This window comes from Dactylosporangium sp. NPDC005555, assembly GCF_040605635.1.
In the GTDB taxonomy this organism is placed as follows: Bacteria; Actinomycetota; Actinomycetes; order Mycobacteriales; family Micromonosporaceae; genus Dactylosporangium.
Genome location: NZ_JBEXDG010000002.1, coordinates 86,356 through 100,840 on the forward strand (window position 1 = coordinate 86,356; position 14,485 = coordinate 100,840).

General features: G+C 69.7%; 12 protein-coding genes and 1 pseudogene. 7 read left to right on the top strand and 6 right to left on the bottom strand.

Annotated features, from left to right (window positions below; translation table 11 throughout):
* Positions 1-94 precede the first annotated feature (94 nt).
* From ABZS58_RS03035 to ABZS58_RS03065, 7 genes and pseudogenes are all read left to right on the top strand, one after another.
* A complete protein-coding gene (locus ABZS58_RS03035) occupies positions 95-754 on the top strand; it encodes a R3H domain-containing nucleic acid-binding protein (protein WP_354776963.1) in 660 nt (219 codons plus the stop codon).
* A 1,241-nt stretch (positions 755-1,995) separates the two neighbouring features.
* Positions 1,996-2,862, top strand: a complete 867-nt coding sequence (locus ABZS58_RS03040) for a tetrahydrofolate dehydrogenase/cyclohydrolase catalytic domain-containing protein (RefSeq protein WP_354776966.1) — start codon at positions 1,996-1,998, stop codon at positions 2,860-2,862.
* A gap of 156 nt (positions 2,863-3,018) precedes the next feature.
* Positions 3,019-3,696: pseudogene (gene rsmG, locus ABZS58_RS03045) on the top strand (16S rRNA (guanine(527)-N(7))-methyltransferase RsmG); the annotation flags it as partial.
* 430 nt (positions 3,697-4,126) lie between these two features.
* Positions 4,127-5,389: an AAA family ATPase gene (locus ABZS58_RS03050; protein ID WP_354777422.1), complete on the top strand. Its 1,263-nt coding sequence runs from the start codon at positions 4,127-4,129 to the stop codon at positions 5,387-5,389.
* Positions 5,386-6,435 (top strand): ParB/RepB/Spo0J family partition protein, encoded by a 1,050-nt coding sequence (locus ABZS58_RS03055; protein WP_354776968.1) that lies wholly within the window; start codon positions 5,386-5,388, stop codon positions 6,433-6,435. The genes ABZS58_RS03050 and ABZS58_RS03055 overlap by 4 nt, the downstream gene beginning before the upstream one ends.
* A 399-nt stretch (positions 6,436-6,834) precedes the next feature.
* Positions 6,835-7,608, top strand: coding sequence for a hypothetical protein (locus tag ABZS58_RS03060; protein WP_354776970.1), 774 nt, complete (start codon positions 6,835-6,837; stop codon positions 7,606-7,608).
* A gap of 137 nt (positions 7,609-7,745) precedes the next feature.
* Positions 7,746-8,423, top strand: coding sequence for a GNAT family N-acetyltransferase (locus ABZS58_RS03065; RefSeq protein ID WP_203848189.1), 678 nt, complete (start codon positions 7,746-7,748; stop codon positions 8,421-8,423).
* An 87-nt stretch (positions 8,424-8,510) separates the two neighbouring features.
* Here ABZS58_RS03065 and ABZS58_RS03070 read toward each other — a convergent pair whose 3' ends face one another.
* The 6 genes from ABZS58_RS03070 to ABZS58_RS03095 all read right to left on the bottom strand — a co-directional run bounded on the left by ABZS58_RS03070 (position 8,511) and on the right by ABZS58_RS03095 (position 14,308).
* Positions 8,511-9,665, bottom strand: coding sequence for an N-acetylmuramoyl-L-alanine amidase (locus ABZS58_RS03070; protein ID WP_354776973.1), 1,155 nt, complete (start codon positions 9,663-9,665; stop codon positions 8,511-8,513).
* Between the two features lie 136 nt (positions 9,666-9,801).
* The gene (trxA, locus tag ABZS58_RS03075) at positions 9,802-10,137 is read right to left on the bottom strand and encodes a thioredoxin (RefSeq protein ID WP_354776975.1); all 336 of its coding nucleotides are present in this window, start codon (positions 10,135-10,137) and stop codon (positions 9,802-9,804) included.
* A 32-nt stretch (positions 10,138-10,169) separates the two neighbouring features.
* Positions 10,170-11,096: a thioredoxin-disulfide reductase gene (gene trxB, locus ABZS58_RS03080; RefSeq protein ID WP_354776977.1), complete on the bottom strand. Its 927-nt coding sequence runs from the start codon at positions 11,094-11,096 to the stop codon at positions 10,170-10,172.
* A 98-nt stretch (positions 11,097-11,194) separates the two neighbouring features.
* The gene (locus ABZS58_RS03085; protein WP_354776979.1) at positions 11,195-12,106 is read right to left on the bottom strand and encodes a hypothetical protein; all 912 of its coding nucleotides are present in this window, start codon (positions 12,104-12,106) and stop codon (positions 11,195-11,197) included.
* Positions 12,103-12,735 (bottom strand): RNA polymerase sigma factor SigM, encoded by a 633-nt coding sequence (gene sigM, locus ABZS58_RS03090; protein WP_354776981.1) that lies wholly within the window; start codon positions 12,733-12,735, stop codon positions 12,103-12,105. Before sigM ends, ABZS58_RS03085 begins: the two co-directional genes overlap by 4 nt.
* A gap of 37 nt (positions 12,736-12,772) precedes the next feature.
* Positions 12,773-14,308, bottom strand: coding sequence for a protein kinase family protein (locus ABZS58_RS03095; RefSeq protein ID WP_354776983.1), 1,536 nt, complete (start codon positions 14,306-14,308; stop codon positions 12,773-12,775).
* Between the last annotated feature and the right edge of the window lie 177 nt (positions 14,309-14,485).

Consider the following 14,485-nt stretch of genomic DNA (forward strand, 5'->3'; position numbering starts at 1 on the left):
ACCCCTCCTCCGGACCGGCGAGCGGCGCTCCCTGTGCACCACCACCCCTCACCGACGACCTGTGACGGCGCCTCGGCGCCCCAAACAAGCGGAGATGAGTTTCGTGACCGACACCACCAGTGATCTCGACGCGCGCGGCACCGAGGGCGACGCTCTGGATCAGGACGCCAACCTCGACGAGGTCGAGGACGGCGACGACGCCGGAGATGCTGCTGACACTCCTAAGGGCGACGGCGACGCCGCTCCGGCGGCTTCCGGCGGCAACGGCCGAGCTGCGGCCGACCTGTTCCGGGAGAGCGAGATCGCGGCCGACTACGTCGAGGGCCTCCTCGACATCCTCGACTACGACGGCGACATCGACGAGCTCGTCGTCAGCGGCCGCCCCGTCGTGGAGGTCGTCGAGGGCGGCGACGGCTCCGGCCGCCGCCTCCAGGCGCTCGTCGGCCAGCGCGGCGCCACCCTCGAAGCGCTGCAGGAGCTGAGCCGCCTCGCGGTCTTCCGGCAGACGGGCTCCCCCAGCCGGCTGCTGCTCGACGTCGGCGGCTACCGCGCCCTGCGCCGCAAAGAGCTCGGTGCGATCGCCAAGAACGCCGCCGAGAAGGTGAAGGAGTACGGCGAGGCCGTCAGACTCGAGCCGATGAGCGCGTTCGAGCGCAAGTGCGTCCACGACGTCATCAACGCCCTCCCGGGCGTCGAGAGCGAGTCCGAGGGCGTCGAGCCGGCCCGCCGGATCGTGGTGCGACCGGTCGCCTGACTGTTCTTCACGAAAGCGGGGCGCCCTTGGGGACGCCCCGCTTTTTCGTGTCTCGGCAGGCTACCCACGTGCCGTTGCCCCGCGTCTTCGTCTTCGCGTCCCACGCGCCTTCGCTTCGCGCTTTCCCTCACACGCCTTCCTCACGCGCCTTCCCTCACGCGCTTCGTTTCGGCGTCTCCGGTTCGTGTCCGCGTCTCGGCGTCGTGTCCGCGTGTCCGCGTCGTGTCCGCGTCTCAGGCGTCCTGCCTCGGCGGCCGCGACGAATACAGCGGCGGGCGCGTGCGCCTCTGCCTTGCGTGCGCCCTTCCGCTGGTTGCGTCCCGCTCGCCGTCGCCGCGCCCAAGTGTCCCGCGCCGATGTGCCTTCGCTTCGGCTCTGCGTTTCCGCCTCGCGCTCGTGCGGTGCGCTCGTGCGGTGCGCTCGTGCGTTCGAGCCTGTGCCGTGTGCCTCCCACATGTGCCTCGCGCCGATGTGCCTTCGCTTCGCGTCCGCGCCTCCAGCTCGCGCTCGTGGCGTTCGAGTCTGTGCCGTGCGCCGCGCCCGTGTGATCTCCACCTCGCGGCTGCGCCGCCCGCGCGTGCTCGCGTCCGTGCATCTCCGCACTTGTGTCTGCGCCTTCCGCACGCGTCTCGCGCCCGTGCCTTAGCTTCGCGTCCGCGTCTCCACCTCGCGTCCGTGTCCCCGCGCTGCTCCACTCGCCTCCGCCTTGGCCCTCTCCACATGGCTCTCCCACGCGTCTTCCCCGTGCCGTCTTCCCAACGCGCCTCCGCCCTGAACGTTCTCCACATAGCTCTCCGACGCGTTTTCGCCGTGTGCCTTCCCCGTGCCGTCTTCCCCGCGCGCCTCCGCCCTGGGCCTTCTCCACATGGCTCTCCACGCGCCTTCGCCACACGTCTCCGCTACACACCTTCGCCGTGCGCCTATCTCAGGCCGCCTTCCTCAGGCCGCCTTCGTTCGGGTGCCTTCGCCTCGTGGCTGTGGCTTCGCGCCTCGCGGGCCGTGTCGCCGGCCTCCGCCTTTGGTCCCTGCGTTGTCCCCCGCCTTCGCGTGGCGCCTGGGGTACTGCCCTTGGCGCCTGCCTTGTCCATTCCTTCTCCTGCCTTTGTCCCCGCGTGGGCGGGCGGGGGTGGGATCGGGGACAATGGGTGGTAGATGCGACTGGCGGCACCGGGATGGGACGGACCATCGGGGAGCTCGAGTTGTGAGGGTCGACCGCCTGGGTCCTCACGTCGAGGAGTCGTATGTCCACGACCACTGCCGTGCTCCTGCCCGGAGCCCCTGTCGCCGAGCAGATCCTCGCCGACGTCGCCACCCGCGTCGCGGCGCTGCGTGCGAAGGGTGTCGTGCCCTCCCTCGCCACGATTCTGGTCGGCGATGACGATGCGAGCGCTGGATACATCCGGATCAAGCAGCGCCAGGCGGCGGAGCTCGGATTTGCGTCGCCCCACGAGCACCTGCCCGCCGACACCACGCAGGACGCGCTCCACGCCGTCATCGACCGGTTCAACGCGGACCCGGACGTGCATGGGTTGCTCATTCAGTACCCGACGCCGCAGCACCTCGACTACGACGCCGCGTTGCAGCGGGTCGACCCCGACATGGACGTCGACGGCATGCACCCCCTGAACCTGGGCCGGCTTGCCGCGGGCATGCCAGGCCCGCTCCCCTGCACTCCCGCCGGCATCGAGGCGCTCCTCGCGCATTACGAGATCCCGGTCAGTGGCCGCGAGGTCGTGATCCTGGGTCGCGGCGCGACACTCGGACGCCCCCTGGCCATGCTCCTCTCCCAGAAGCGCCCGACAGCCAACGCCGCTGTGACGGTTGTCCACACGGGTGTCGCGGACTGGCCGAGGTACACCCAGCGAGCCGACATCCTGATCGCCGCCGCCGGCGTGCCCGGCATCATCCAGCCGGAGCACGTCAAGCCCGGCGCGGTCGTCATCGGCGGCGGTGTCCGTTACTCCGGCCGCCGCCTTCTGCCGGATGTGGACGAGTCCTGCGCCGAGGTCGCCGGAGCTATCACGCCCCGCGTCGGGGGCGTCGGCCCCACCACGGTTGCCATGCTCTTCCGTAATGCGGTCACAGCGGCCGAGCTCAAGTCCGCATAGACCAAGGATCGAAAACCGGGTGCTCGCTCCGCACATGGAGCGGGCACCCGGTTTTTTGCGTACCGGCTGCCGGCGGGTGCCCCGTGTTTCACGTGAAACACGGGCGTCAGAGTCGCTCGTTCGTGGTGGGGGGAAGGGGCGTGATTTGCTTGGCGTATGGATGGTGCTGTTCCGGTTGAGGTGTTGGGTGCGGCTGAGAAGGTGTTCGGCGAGAGGCTGCCGTTGGCGGAGCGGTTCGCTCAGCTGCTTGTCACCGATGGTGTGGTCAGGGGGCTGATCGGGCCGCGGGAGGCGCCGCGGATCTGGGAACGGCACATGCTCAACTGCGCGGTCCTCGGCGATCTCATCCAATCGGGCGCCACGGTCGTTGACGTCGGCTCCGGGGCTGGGCTGCCCGGTATGGTGCTGGCAGTGGCTCGTCCCGACCTGGTCGTCACATTGGTCGAGCCGCTCGCACGACGTACCGCGTTCCTTTCCGAAGCGGTGACGACGCTCGGCCTCGAGCGGACCACCGTGGTCCGGGCGCGGGCCGAGGAGTGCGTCGGGAAGCTCCCTCTCGCCGATGTCGTCACCGCCAGAGCAGTCGCACCGCTGGACCGGCTTGCCGGTTGGTGTCTCCCCCTCACCGCCGTCGGCGGGCGACTGCTTGCGCTCAAAGGGGCCTCCGCTGCGGCCGAGATTGCCGAGCACGCGGAGACCTTGAGCCGGCTCGGAGCGGGCACGCCGTCGGTACGCCTTTGCGGGGACACCGTCCTTGCGGAGCCGACGACGGTCGTCGAGATCGTGCGCGAACGGGAAGTCGCGCAGCGCCGTAAGAGCGGCAAGCGCGGGCGGTAAACCGGGGGGCGGGCCGAAAGCGTCCTCCGGTCACGGGGAACGCGGGGGTTCGACGATGGACATCAGAAACTGCGGCAGCGGCTGGCCGGCCGCTCCGGCGAAGCGACTCGGCGGTCTTCTCCGCCGAGTCGACGGCTTTTTGGTCTTCCTACGGCCGGGTGAGAGTGACAAGAGCGACGACGCGCCGGTGAGCCATAGCTCAGGTCGCCTGTGCGCCGTAGGCTGGCCGCGCGCCGTTCTTGCGTTCCCGGCGCCGGCGGTCGTGGCCAAGCAAGAATGCGGCGCGTCGGAGTTGGGCACCGCGTCGCTGACGGCCAGTAGTGCACAGCTTTCCGAGCGGGACGGGACTGACATGGTGCGCGACAGCGGTGATAACAACCCCTATGTTTCACGTGAAACGGCGACTCCGGCGACCCCAGCGCCACCGATGACTCCCGGGGCACCGGCTCCTCAAGCGGCGAATGGGCCTGAAGAAGGTCAGGGGATAGAGGGGTGGGGCGTTCGCCCGCCGGCGCGGCCGGTCCCCCAACCCCGCGCCGAGAACCCAGCCGAAACGACACGCGGCGCCACGGTGGAGTTTCGCGCCAGCGGGCCGATCGATCGCACGACTACCGGTACTGTTTACGGCCGGGGCGGAAAACCGGTCGTGCCCAGAGCCGATTCACAATCCGCTGCAGACGAAGCGAAAGCCGAGACGAGAGCCGACATGAGGTCCGAGCGACGGGGCACTCCGTCCCCCCGGCCACACCCGTCCGTCGTCACCGCGGATACCGAGGGCGCCATGACAGACGCGTATGTTTCACGTGAAACCGAAGACCCCCCGCTGGCACAGGAGGCAAAGCGCGCCGTGGAGATCCTCAATCCGAGCGGGGAGATCACCATGCCCCGCCCACCACGGCGACGCACGATGTGTGTGGCGAACCAGAAGGGCGGGGTGGGAAAGACCACCACGGCGGTCAACATCGCGGTTGCCCTGGCGCTGCACGGCAACCGCGTCCTGGTGATCGACCTCGACCCGCAGGGCAATGCCTCCACGGGGCTGAACGTCCCCCACCACTCTGGCGTGCCGGACGTCTACGACTGCCTGATCGACGGTGCGCCGCTCGACGCGGTCACCCAGCAGGTCGAAGGCATCCCGAACCTGTGGGCCGTGCCCGCGACGATCGACCTCGCCGGCGCCGAGATCGAGCTGGTCTCGGTCGTCGCCCGTGAGTCGCGTCTGAAGCGCGCCATCGAGGCCGGCGGGAGCGACTACGACTACATCTTTATTGACTGCCCGCCGTCGCTCGGCCTGCTCACCGTCAACGCGCTCGTCGCCGCGGAGGAAGTCCTGATCCCGATCCAGTGCGAGTACTACGCGCTGGAGGGTGTGCAGGCCCTCACGAACAACATCGAGCTCGTCCGGTCGCACCTGAATCCGAAGCTCGACATCTCGACGGTGCTTTTGACGATGTACGACCGGCGCACCCGTCTCGCGGACCTTGTCGAGCAGGACGTGCGGAACCACTTCGGGGAGAAGTGCCTGAACGCGGTGATCCCCCGCAACGTGCGCGTGTCCGAGGCGCCGAGCTACAGCCAGTCCGTGATGACGTATGACCCGGGCTCCCGCGGTGCGGTGAGCTATTTCGAGGCGGCGCAGGAGATCGCGCTGCGCGGTGCGCATGATGCGCAGGTTGGAGGAGTGGCATGAAGTCCAACCGACGTGGAGGGCTCGGACGAGGGCTCGGCGCCCTCATCCCCACCGCCGCGCCGGCCGAGAGCGCGGCGGGTGGCACCGCCACAGCGCTGGCGACTCCTCCGGCCTCGATCGACGCTCCGACGAACGGCGTGACTGCCGCCGAGCCGATGGAGCAGCTCGCCCCGGTCCCCGGTGCGCGCTTCGCCGAGATCTCGGTGACGTCGATCGTCCCGAACCCGAAGCAGCCCCGGCAGGTGTTCGACGACGACGCCATCGAGGAGCTGAAGACCTCGATCCAGGAGGTCGGCTTCCTCCAGCCGATCGTCGTGCGCGAGCTTCCCGAGCCGATCGAGGCCGGCGAAGGCGACGGCAGCACGGGCGGGCCGAAGAAGTACGAGCTCGTCATGGGCGAGCGTCGTTGGCGCGCGGCACAGGCACTCGGTAAGGAGGCCATCCCGGCGATCGTCCGGGAGACGCGCGACGACGCGATGCTCCGCGACGCGCTCCTCGAGAACATCCACCGCGCGAACCTCAACCCGCTGGAAGAGGCGGCCGCGTATCAGCAGCTCCTTGAGGAGTTCGGCGCGACGCACGAGGAACTGGCGCGGCGGATCGGCCGGAGCCGGCCGCAGATCTCGAACACGATCCGCCTGCTGAACCTCCCAGCGCAGGTGCAGCGTCGCGTCGCGGCGGGAGTGCTGTCCGCAGGACACGCCCGGGCGCTGCTCGGCCTCGACAACTCTGAGGAGCAGGAGACGCTCGCGCACCGCATCGTTGCCGAGGGGCTCTCGGTCCGGGCGACCGAGGAGATGGTCTCGCTCGCGGTGGCGGAGGGGGCGACGGCGAAGAAGGCGGCACCGCAGCGTCGCGCGAAGCCGCACGCGCCCGCGCTGTCGGATCTCGCGGATCGGCTGTCGGACCGGTTCGACACCCGGGTCAAGGTCGACATCGGTCAGCGCAAGGGTCGGATCACGATCGAGTTCGCGACCGTCGACGACCTCGAGCGGATCGTCGGCATCATCGGCGTCGACGAGCGAGGGCAACAGCGAGAGCAGTAAGCGAGCGCGGGCAACAGCGAGAGCAGCAGCGGGCGGGGGCTTCTCGGGTAACAGCGAGAGCGGCGTTGGCGGCACCGGGCCGATGGCAGTGGATGGGCCGGCAAGCCCCGAACGACGGCGAAGCCCTCCTCGAATGGCCCCGTCGCTGATGTCGGGGTGGCGCTAGTCGTACCAACGCGGAAAACGGCGATCAGAACGGCCGGACGGCAAAAGTCCGGCCGTTTTGTTTTGCTCTGAGAATGGCTCTGGGCGAACTTTATCCACAGGGGTTATCCACAGGCATCGCGTTTCACGTGAAACCGCGTGGTAGGGGCGTTGAGAGCCTGTGGACGAAGGTCCCGACGGGTGCACTGTCCACAGGGTGCGGACACCGGCGCCGGGGTGGGCTAGGGTCGGCTCGTGTCCGAGACGCCATCGCAGCTGCCCTCGTTTACTTATTGGCCGACGTTCCCGTTCGAGGGTGACCTCCGGGTGAAGCGTCTGCTCGACCCAGTGCCGATCGAGCCGCCGCGTCACGGTGACAACCCGGCCGAGTGCCGGGCGTGCGGGGCGCCGGACGAGGCCTACATTTGGGTGAGTGATCGGTGGCGCGTGCGGAGCCTCGACCGGCCGACCGGGCTGCCGGCCGTGCTGATCCTCGAGTCTCGGTCGCACCTGGATCTCGGCGACCTGCCCAACATGCTGGCGGCCGAGCTCGGCGTGATGACCGTGCGGCTGGAGCGCGCGATCCGCTCGCTCGACGGCGTCGCACGGGTCCACGTGAACCGGTGGGGCGACGGTGCCGCGCACCTGCACCTGTGGTTCCTGGCCCGGCCGTACGGACGACTGCAGTTGCAGGGCACGTTCCTCGCTCTGTGGGACGACATCCTCCCGCCGATCCCGGACGACCAGTGGCGGGAGAACCTGGCACTGGTCGCCGCGTGGCTCGCGGAGTTCGGCGGCCGGCCGCTCGCCGAGCCGCCGCGGATCAACTGGACGGCGCCGGCGAGGTTCCGAGAGGAGGCCCGGACGGATGTCGGCGACGCCGGGATTCACGTGGAACCCCCCGAGCCGGCGGCGCCCGCAGATCCGGCACCGGCCGAGCCGACGCCGGCACAGGAACAAAAGGCAGTACATGAACAACCGCCGCCGCTGGTGAAGGGGACGAACGAGCAGGCGGAAACGGCGCAGTAGGACCCACGGTGACACGAAGGTGAGCAGCGGAGGCGGTGCCGGGTGAGGAACTCTGGCCGGATGACCCCCATGGCCGGTGATGGGTGCGTAGCATCATCACGGTTGACCGTAAGTAAGCAGCGCGCGGAGATGGGCCAATGTCGCGACGTCTCGTGAGTTTGACGCTCGACACCCTCGAGGATCTGCCTCGATCGTGCCGTGCCTGCGTTTTCTGGGAGCTCGACCCGGTCGCTGCCGACCGGGCCTGCGCCAACGGCGACCCAGGACTGGAAAAAGAAGCCTGGGTGTCGCAGACCCTGCTGGAGTGGGGCTCCTGCGGCAAGCTCGTCTACGTCGACGGCATGCCGGCCGGGTTCGTGATGTTCGCTCCCCCGGCGTACGTGCCGCGGTCCATGGCGTTCCCGACCTCACCGGTCTCCCCCGACGCGGTGCTGTTGATGACCGCGCACGTGGTGCAGCCGTTCGCCGACGGTGGGCTGGGCCGGATGCTCGTCCAGGGCGTTGCGCGTGACCTGACGAAGCGCGGCGTGAAGGCGATCGAGGCGTTCGGCGACGCGAAGTTCGGCGAGGTCGACGAGGCCGGCCGCAACGAGCAGGGCTGCCTGGCGCCGGCGGACTTCTTCACCTCGATCGGCTTCAAGACGGTCCGCCCGCACCCGCGCTATCCGCGGCTGCGGCTGGAGCTGCGCACCGCGCTGTCGTGGAAGTCGGATGTGGAATACGCGCTGGAGAAGCTGCTCGGCTCGATGAGCCCGGAGTCGCTGCTGCGCCCGGTGCTCCCGGTGCGGCCGGCGACACGCAGCATGCAGCCCTGAAGCCGACCGGCAAAAGAAGCTGACCGGCAAGAGAAGCTGACCAACAAAAAAGAGGCCCCGGATGGGGCCTCTTTTTTGTTGCGGAGCTCAGACCGAGTTGTTGGTCAGCGCCCGTAGCAGGCTGACGTCGATCGAGCCGGTCGGCACGTCGACCTCGACCGGCAGATACATCCGCTGCACCGCGGCCATCATCGCCTCGACGACCTTCTCGCGGAACGCCGGGTCGATGAGCCGCTCGCGGTCGGTCGGCGACGTCAGATAGCCCACGTCGACCCGGACGGCGGGCATCCGGCTGAGCCGCAGCAGCTCCCACGTCTTCGCGTGCGTCTGGCAGTCGCGCAGCCCGGTGCGCACGACGATCTCGCGCTGCACGAGCTTGGCCAGGCGCTCGCCGACGATCGAGGTGGGCCCGGAGACGGTGCCGTAGTGATAGGTGGCGACGCCCTCGGCCTCGGGGTTGCGGTAGCCGTCGAGGTGGATCGAGATGAGGAGGTCGGCGCCGAGCTCATTGGCCAGCTGCACCCGGTCACGGTCGCTGAGAGCCGCTGTGGGCTGCGGACCCCTGGTGAGGTTCACCCGCATGCCCGCGGCCGCCAGACGGCCCTCCAGGCGGGCTGCGAGGTCATATACGAGGTCCGCCTCCGCCCACCGCAGCGGCCCGTCGGGCACGACGTGCCCGGTGTCGGGCCCGCCGTGGCCCGGGTCGATGACGATGCGCTTGCCCAGCAGTGTCGGGCCCGAGTCGCGGAAGGTCTCCGCCTCGCGGAGCAGCTGCGGGCGGCCGCCGATCACCTTGCGGCCGAGGCGGCGCAGCGCACCGACGGTCGCCGGCCCGCACTCGCCGTCGGGACGCAGCCCGACCTCGCGCTGGAACTGGGCGACGGCGTGCGCGGTGCGGCTGCCATAGATGCCGTCGGCGCGTCCGGGGTTGAAGCCCATCTCCAGCAGGCGCTCCTGGAGCTGACGGACGTCGTCGCCGATGTACGGGTCGCCGACCGTGTGGAACAGCGCCCGCTGCCCGAGCCGCCACCGCGCCGCGTCCAGGGACCGCCAGGTCTCGTCGCCGACCACGCCGTCCACGGTGAGGCCGTGGCTCTGCTGAAACGCGCGGACCGCGCGCTCGGTGTCCTCGTCGAACTCGGGATCGGTCTGTGAGACGTCAGCCAACAGATCCAGCACGACAAGAATGCTGCGGATCTCGGCTACTGCCGCGCCCCGCGCTCCGCGCCGGATTGCCCGCATGTGGTCCTCCTGAAAATGCCTGCGATTGCACCGCAGCGTACCGCTCACCGCTCAGGGACGCGTCATCACGCGGTGTTTGACGAAAACGCGCCCCGCCTTACCTGAAGGCGGGGCGCGTCGATGCTCTCGGCTGGGCTCAGGCGGGCTCGAGCGCCGACTCGATGAGCCGCACCAGCGCACTCTTCGGGCTGGCGCCGACGACCGAGCGGAACGGCTCGCCGTCCTTGAAGACGGTGAGCGTCGGGACGGAGAGCACCTGGTAGGCGCGGGCCGTCTCGGGGTTGCTGTCGATGTCGACCTTGACGATCTTCACCTTGTCGGCGAGGTCACCGACGGCGATCTCGTTGAGCATCGTCTCGATCTTCCGGCACGGCTGGCACCACTCAGCCCAGAAGTCCACCAAAACCGGAATTTCGGATTTGAGGACGTCAGCCTCGAAGGTCTTGTCGCTGACCGGCTGGATGGCTCCCATACGCACTCCCTCTACTTCTCAAGCGTCTTGAACTACAGCGTCGCGATGTAGCGCTCGGCGTCCAGCGCCGCCGCGCAACCTGTGCCGGAGGCGGTGATCGCCTGCCGGTAGGTGTGGTCGACCAGGTCGCCGGCGGCGAACACGCCCTCGACGTTGGTGCGGGTGCTCGGCGCGGCCACCTTCACATAGCCGGCGTCGTCCAGCTCGACCTGACCGCGGAACAGCTCGCTGCGCGGGTCGTGGCCGATCGCCACGAACACGCCCGCGACGTCGAGGTCGGCCTCCTCGCCGGTGTTGACGTCCTGCACGCGGAGACCACCGACGCGGCCGCCCCGGTCGAGGACCTCGGTGACCACACTGTTCCACCGGACGTTGATCTTTTCGTTGGCGAGAGCCCGCTCCGCCATGATCTTGCTGGCGCGGAACGACTCACGCCGGTGCACGATGGTCACCGTCTTGGCGAAGCGGGTGAGGAACGTCGCCTCCTCCATCGCCGAGTCGCCACCACCGACAACGACGATGTCCTCGTTGCGGAAGAAGAACCCGTCACAGGTGGCACAGGACGACACGCCCCGCCCGAGCAGCTCCTGCTCCCCCGGGACGGAGAGCGGGCGCCAGGCGGACCCGGTGGACAGGATGACGGCGCGGGCACGGTATTCGGTCTCGCCGACCCACACGCTCTTCACGGGGCCTTCCAGGGCCACGCGAGTCGCGTCGTCGGTGACGAACTCCGCCCCGAAGTGCTCGGCCTGCTTGCGCATGTTGTCCATGAGCTCCGGGCCGAGAATTCCGTCCGGGAAGCCGGGGAAGTTCTCCACCTCGGTGGTTGTCATCAGCGCGCCACCTGATGTGACGCCTTCGATCACCAGTGGCTTGAGGTTGGCCCGGGCCGCATAGACGGCAGCCGTGTACCCGGCGGGGCCGGACCCCACGATGATCAGGTTGCGGACCTCGTCCACGGTCGACTCCTCGAGTTAAGCCTGTGCCAGCAAAACGTCATCCTACGAACCGATGATTCCCGTTGCGGGGTGACGCGTGTGCCACATCACCACTACCGTCAGGCAGTGCCGCGGTAGAGCTCGTCGGCGATCGCGCCGCCGATCCCGCAGTCCGGCCCGACCACGATGACCAGTCGTTTGCCGGCGCCGACCCGGGTGCCGTCGACGATGACGACGAGCGCCGGCTGCCCCTCGAAACGGGCGTAGTCGACCAATGCCACCTGACCACCGTATTCCCTGACGACCGCGCTGAGGCAGGCGGCCCTGGCCACCGGGTCCAGCAGGCGGCGCAGCGGCTCCGGCACGCTGCCGGGCTTCGCGGACCTGCTCAGGGTCGTGCTGTCGCTGCTGCCGTCCTGAACCATCGCGGGGGCCTGTGGAGACGCCTGGATGACCTGTCCGACCGTGCCCGGCCCGTAGTCCTGGCCGGAGGCCACAACGGCCGCGTCGGCCCGTGTGGACGTCCTGGAGCCGTTGGCGGACCCGGCGGAGCCGTTGGACTCGAGCTGCGGTGCCACCGCGCCGTTGCCGCCGTCGGCCGAGGAGGTCGCCGCGTCCTTGTTGCCGGCCTGCTCGCCGACGACCAGGGATACGCCGAAACCACCGCAGATCAGCACCGCGGCCGCCGTCGCCAGGCCGATCGCCCAGCGCTGCCGCCGGTGCCGGCGCGCCTCACGGGCCCGCGCGAGGTCGTGCACCGCGGCGTTCGGCTGAGGAGCGATCAGCGCGGCCTGCAGCGCTGCGTTCAGCCGTTGCTCGACATCCGCCGGCACGACCATCGGCTCGGCGCCCAGCGCGGTCAGCTCGTCCCGGACGGCCACCTCAGCGGTGACGAGAGCGGCATACGCCTCTGCCCAGCTCTGGTCCGTGCTGACCCGGCGGCGCACGTCGTCCGCCTCGGGAGTGCCGTCGAGCGCCCCACCGACGAAGTCGGCGAGCAGGTCGAAGTCGGCGTCGGAGAACATCGTCACGAGCCGCCCTCCTTCCTGATCGCCGCGGCCCCGGTCGCCGCCTCTGTGCCGTCCGGTGATGGGACGCCGCCACTGCCGACCGGGTTCCGCAGGTGGCCGAGCATCACAGCGAGGCGGGCGCGCCCACGCGCACACCTGCTTTTGATGGTGCCCTCCGCGACGCCGAGCATCACCGCCGCCTCAGCCACCGAATACCCCTGGAGGTCGACGAGCACGAGCGCTGACCGCTGGTCGACGGCGAGCTGCTGCAGCGCGTGCTGGACGTCCATCGCGGTGTCGCGGTCGGTGACCGGCGCGGGTGTGACGTCGGTCTCGGGCAGCGGCACGGTCGGCCGTGACTGCCGGCGCCGGATCCTGTCGAGGCACGCGTTGACCACGATGCGGTGCAGCCACGTCGTGACGGCCGAGTCGCCCCGGAAGTTGCCCGCGGCACGGAACGCCGACAGCAGCGCGTCCTGGAGGGCGTCAGCGGCCTCCTCACGGTCGCCGAGGGTCCGCAGCGCGACAGCCCACAGCCGGTCGCGGTGCCGCCGGACGATCTCGGCGAACGCGTATGGATCGCCCGCGGCGTGGGCATGCAGAAGGGCGGTGTCATCCGGCGTCTGACGCACGCCCGGCTCCGCCTCCACGGCTGGCACCCTATCGACCGCGAGCGACCTGTGGGGACTACTGGACTCGAACGGTTATCTCAGCGATGGAAACCCGGTATTTGCCGCTGCTGTTTTCCTTCGGCAGCTTCGTGATCCACACGAGCAGGTAGCGGGTCGGCTCCGCCGGGCCGGCATACAGGGTGTTGGGGCCCATCCCGTCCTTGGTGGTGCCCTCGACCACCTTGTATTGCTCGACCGTCTGCTGGTCCTGCGCGGTGCCGCTGCCGAGGTCGGCCGTGCCGGTGCGCAGCTCACCGCTGGCGCCCGGGGTGGCCAGGTCGACCTGCACCGACACGACCTTCTTGGCCTCGCCGAGGTCGATCCAGACGCCCATACCGTCCTTGAGACCACCGAAGTTGGCCTTGCCGGAATAGCGGTCGGTGCTCCAGGTCGTCGCCTGATTGCCGTCGACCAGCTTCGCCACGTCCTTGGCGTTGTCCTGGTCGCCCTTCGGGCTCACGATCCGGACCTTGGAACCGTCGATCGTCAGCACCGTCGGCTGCCCGGCCGGCGGCTTGGCCTGCTGCGGCGCGCCGCTGGTCGTCGCCGACGGCGTGGTCTCGCCGGGCACGGTCGGGTCGCCCAGCACCTTCGCCGCGGCGAGCGTGCCGGCGAGGGCGAGCACCAGCAGGCCGACCACGCCCACGGCCAGCTTCCGGCCGGCGGGCTTCGGCGGCGCGGTGGACTGCGACGCCGAGTCGAAGGCCTCGAAGTCGAGCTGCTCCCCGCCACCGCTGCCCGCGTCGGCGAGGTCGCCATCCTCGAACTGCCCGAACGAGGCGAGCTCGCCGGCGAGGGACTCCGCCGACGGCAGCGGCAGGTCGGGGTTGAGCAGGTCGGTGACCAGCGAGTCGAGGTGCGTCGGCACGCCGGCGCGGACCTGCCGCGGCGCGGCGAGCGCGCCGGAGTTGTCCCGCACGCCGTCGGGCACCGAATAGGTGCCGGCCTCGCGGTGCGGCCAGTAGCCGGTCAGCGCGCAATAGAGCACCGCGCCGATGGCCCGGATGTCGGTCTCGGGGGTCGCCAGGTCGTCGGCTCGGGCGTCGGTCAGCACGACCCGCCCGTCGTGTGCGACGAGCACCGTCCCGGGGTGCACGTTGCCGTGCGCCATCCCGGTCCCGTGCAGCGACGCCACGGCGTCCGTGACAGCCCACGCGATCGCCACCGACCGCCCCGCGTCCAGCGGACCCTGCGCGACGATCTCGCGAAGCGCGATTCCGTCGACCCACTCGCGGACCACATAGGCCCGGGTGCCCTCGTCGATCGCGTCATAGACGCCGACGAGGTGCGGGTGGACGATCCGGCTCGCGGCCACGGCAGCGCCCAGCATCTCCTTGGCGCTCTCCCCACCGGGATAGCGCAGGACGACCGCGACCGGCCGGCGCAGGATCACGTCGATCCCGCGATACAGCCGGCGGCCCAATGAGTCGTTGCCGATGTGGTCTTCGAGCCGGTATCGCTCGGCAAGGATTTCACCGACGGATGGGGTGCCGAAGGTCAGGACCTGCGGAATTCCTCCCGCGGTCTCCAGCCCTTCGTCGAGCTCAGCCACCCGTCCTCCCTTCCGATCCGTGTGCTCACCTATGGCGTCCGTCGTAACGCGAGTCGCAGTCACTAAGCCTAAGCGCTCCGGCGAGGCGTCGAGGTTGACCTTACCGGTCAGCTCTAAGGGTTCCGACACGTCATCTTCTCCGGACCACCCGCGGCGAGGCCAATTGATCACCCATGC

Excerpts from the sequence above, each read along its gene's own strand:
- ABZS58_RS03035 (WP_354776963.1), top strand. The coding sequence starts at position 95 with ATGAGTTTCGTGACCGACACCACCAGTGATCTCGACGCGCGCGGCACC.
- ABZS58_RS03040 (WP_354776966.1), top strand. The coding sequence starts at position 1,996 with ATGTCCACGACCACTGCCGTGCTCCTGCCCGGAGCCCCTGTCGCCGAG.
- ABZS58_RS03050 (WP_354777422.1), top strand. The coding sequence starts at position 4,127 with ATGACTCCCGGGGCACCGGCTCCTCAAGCGGCGAATGGGCCTGAAGAA.
- ABZS58_RS03055 (WP_354776968.1), top strand. The coding sequence starts at position 5,386 with ATGAAGTCCAACCGACGTGGAGGGCTCGGACGAGGGCTCGGCGCCCTC.
- ABZS58_RS03065 (WP_203848189.1), top strand. The coding sequence starts at position 7,746 with ATGTCGCGACGTCTCGTGAGTTTGACGCTCGACACCCTCGAGGATCTG.
- ABZS58_RS03070 (WP_354776973.1), bottom strand. The coding sequence starts at position 9,665 with ATGCGGGCAATCCGGCGCGGAGCGCGGGGCGCGGCAGTAGCCGAGATC.
- trxA (WP_354776975.1), bottom strand. The coding sequence starts at position 10,137 with ATGGGAGCCATCCAGCCGGTCAGCGACAAGACCTTCGAGGCTGACGTC.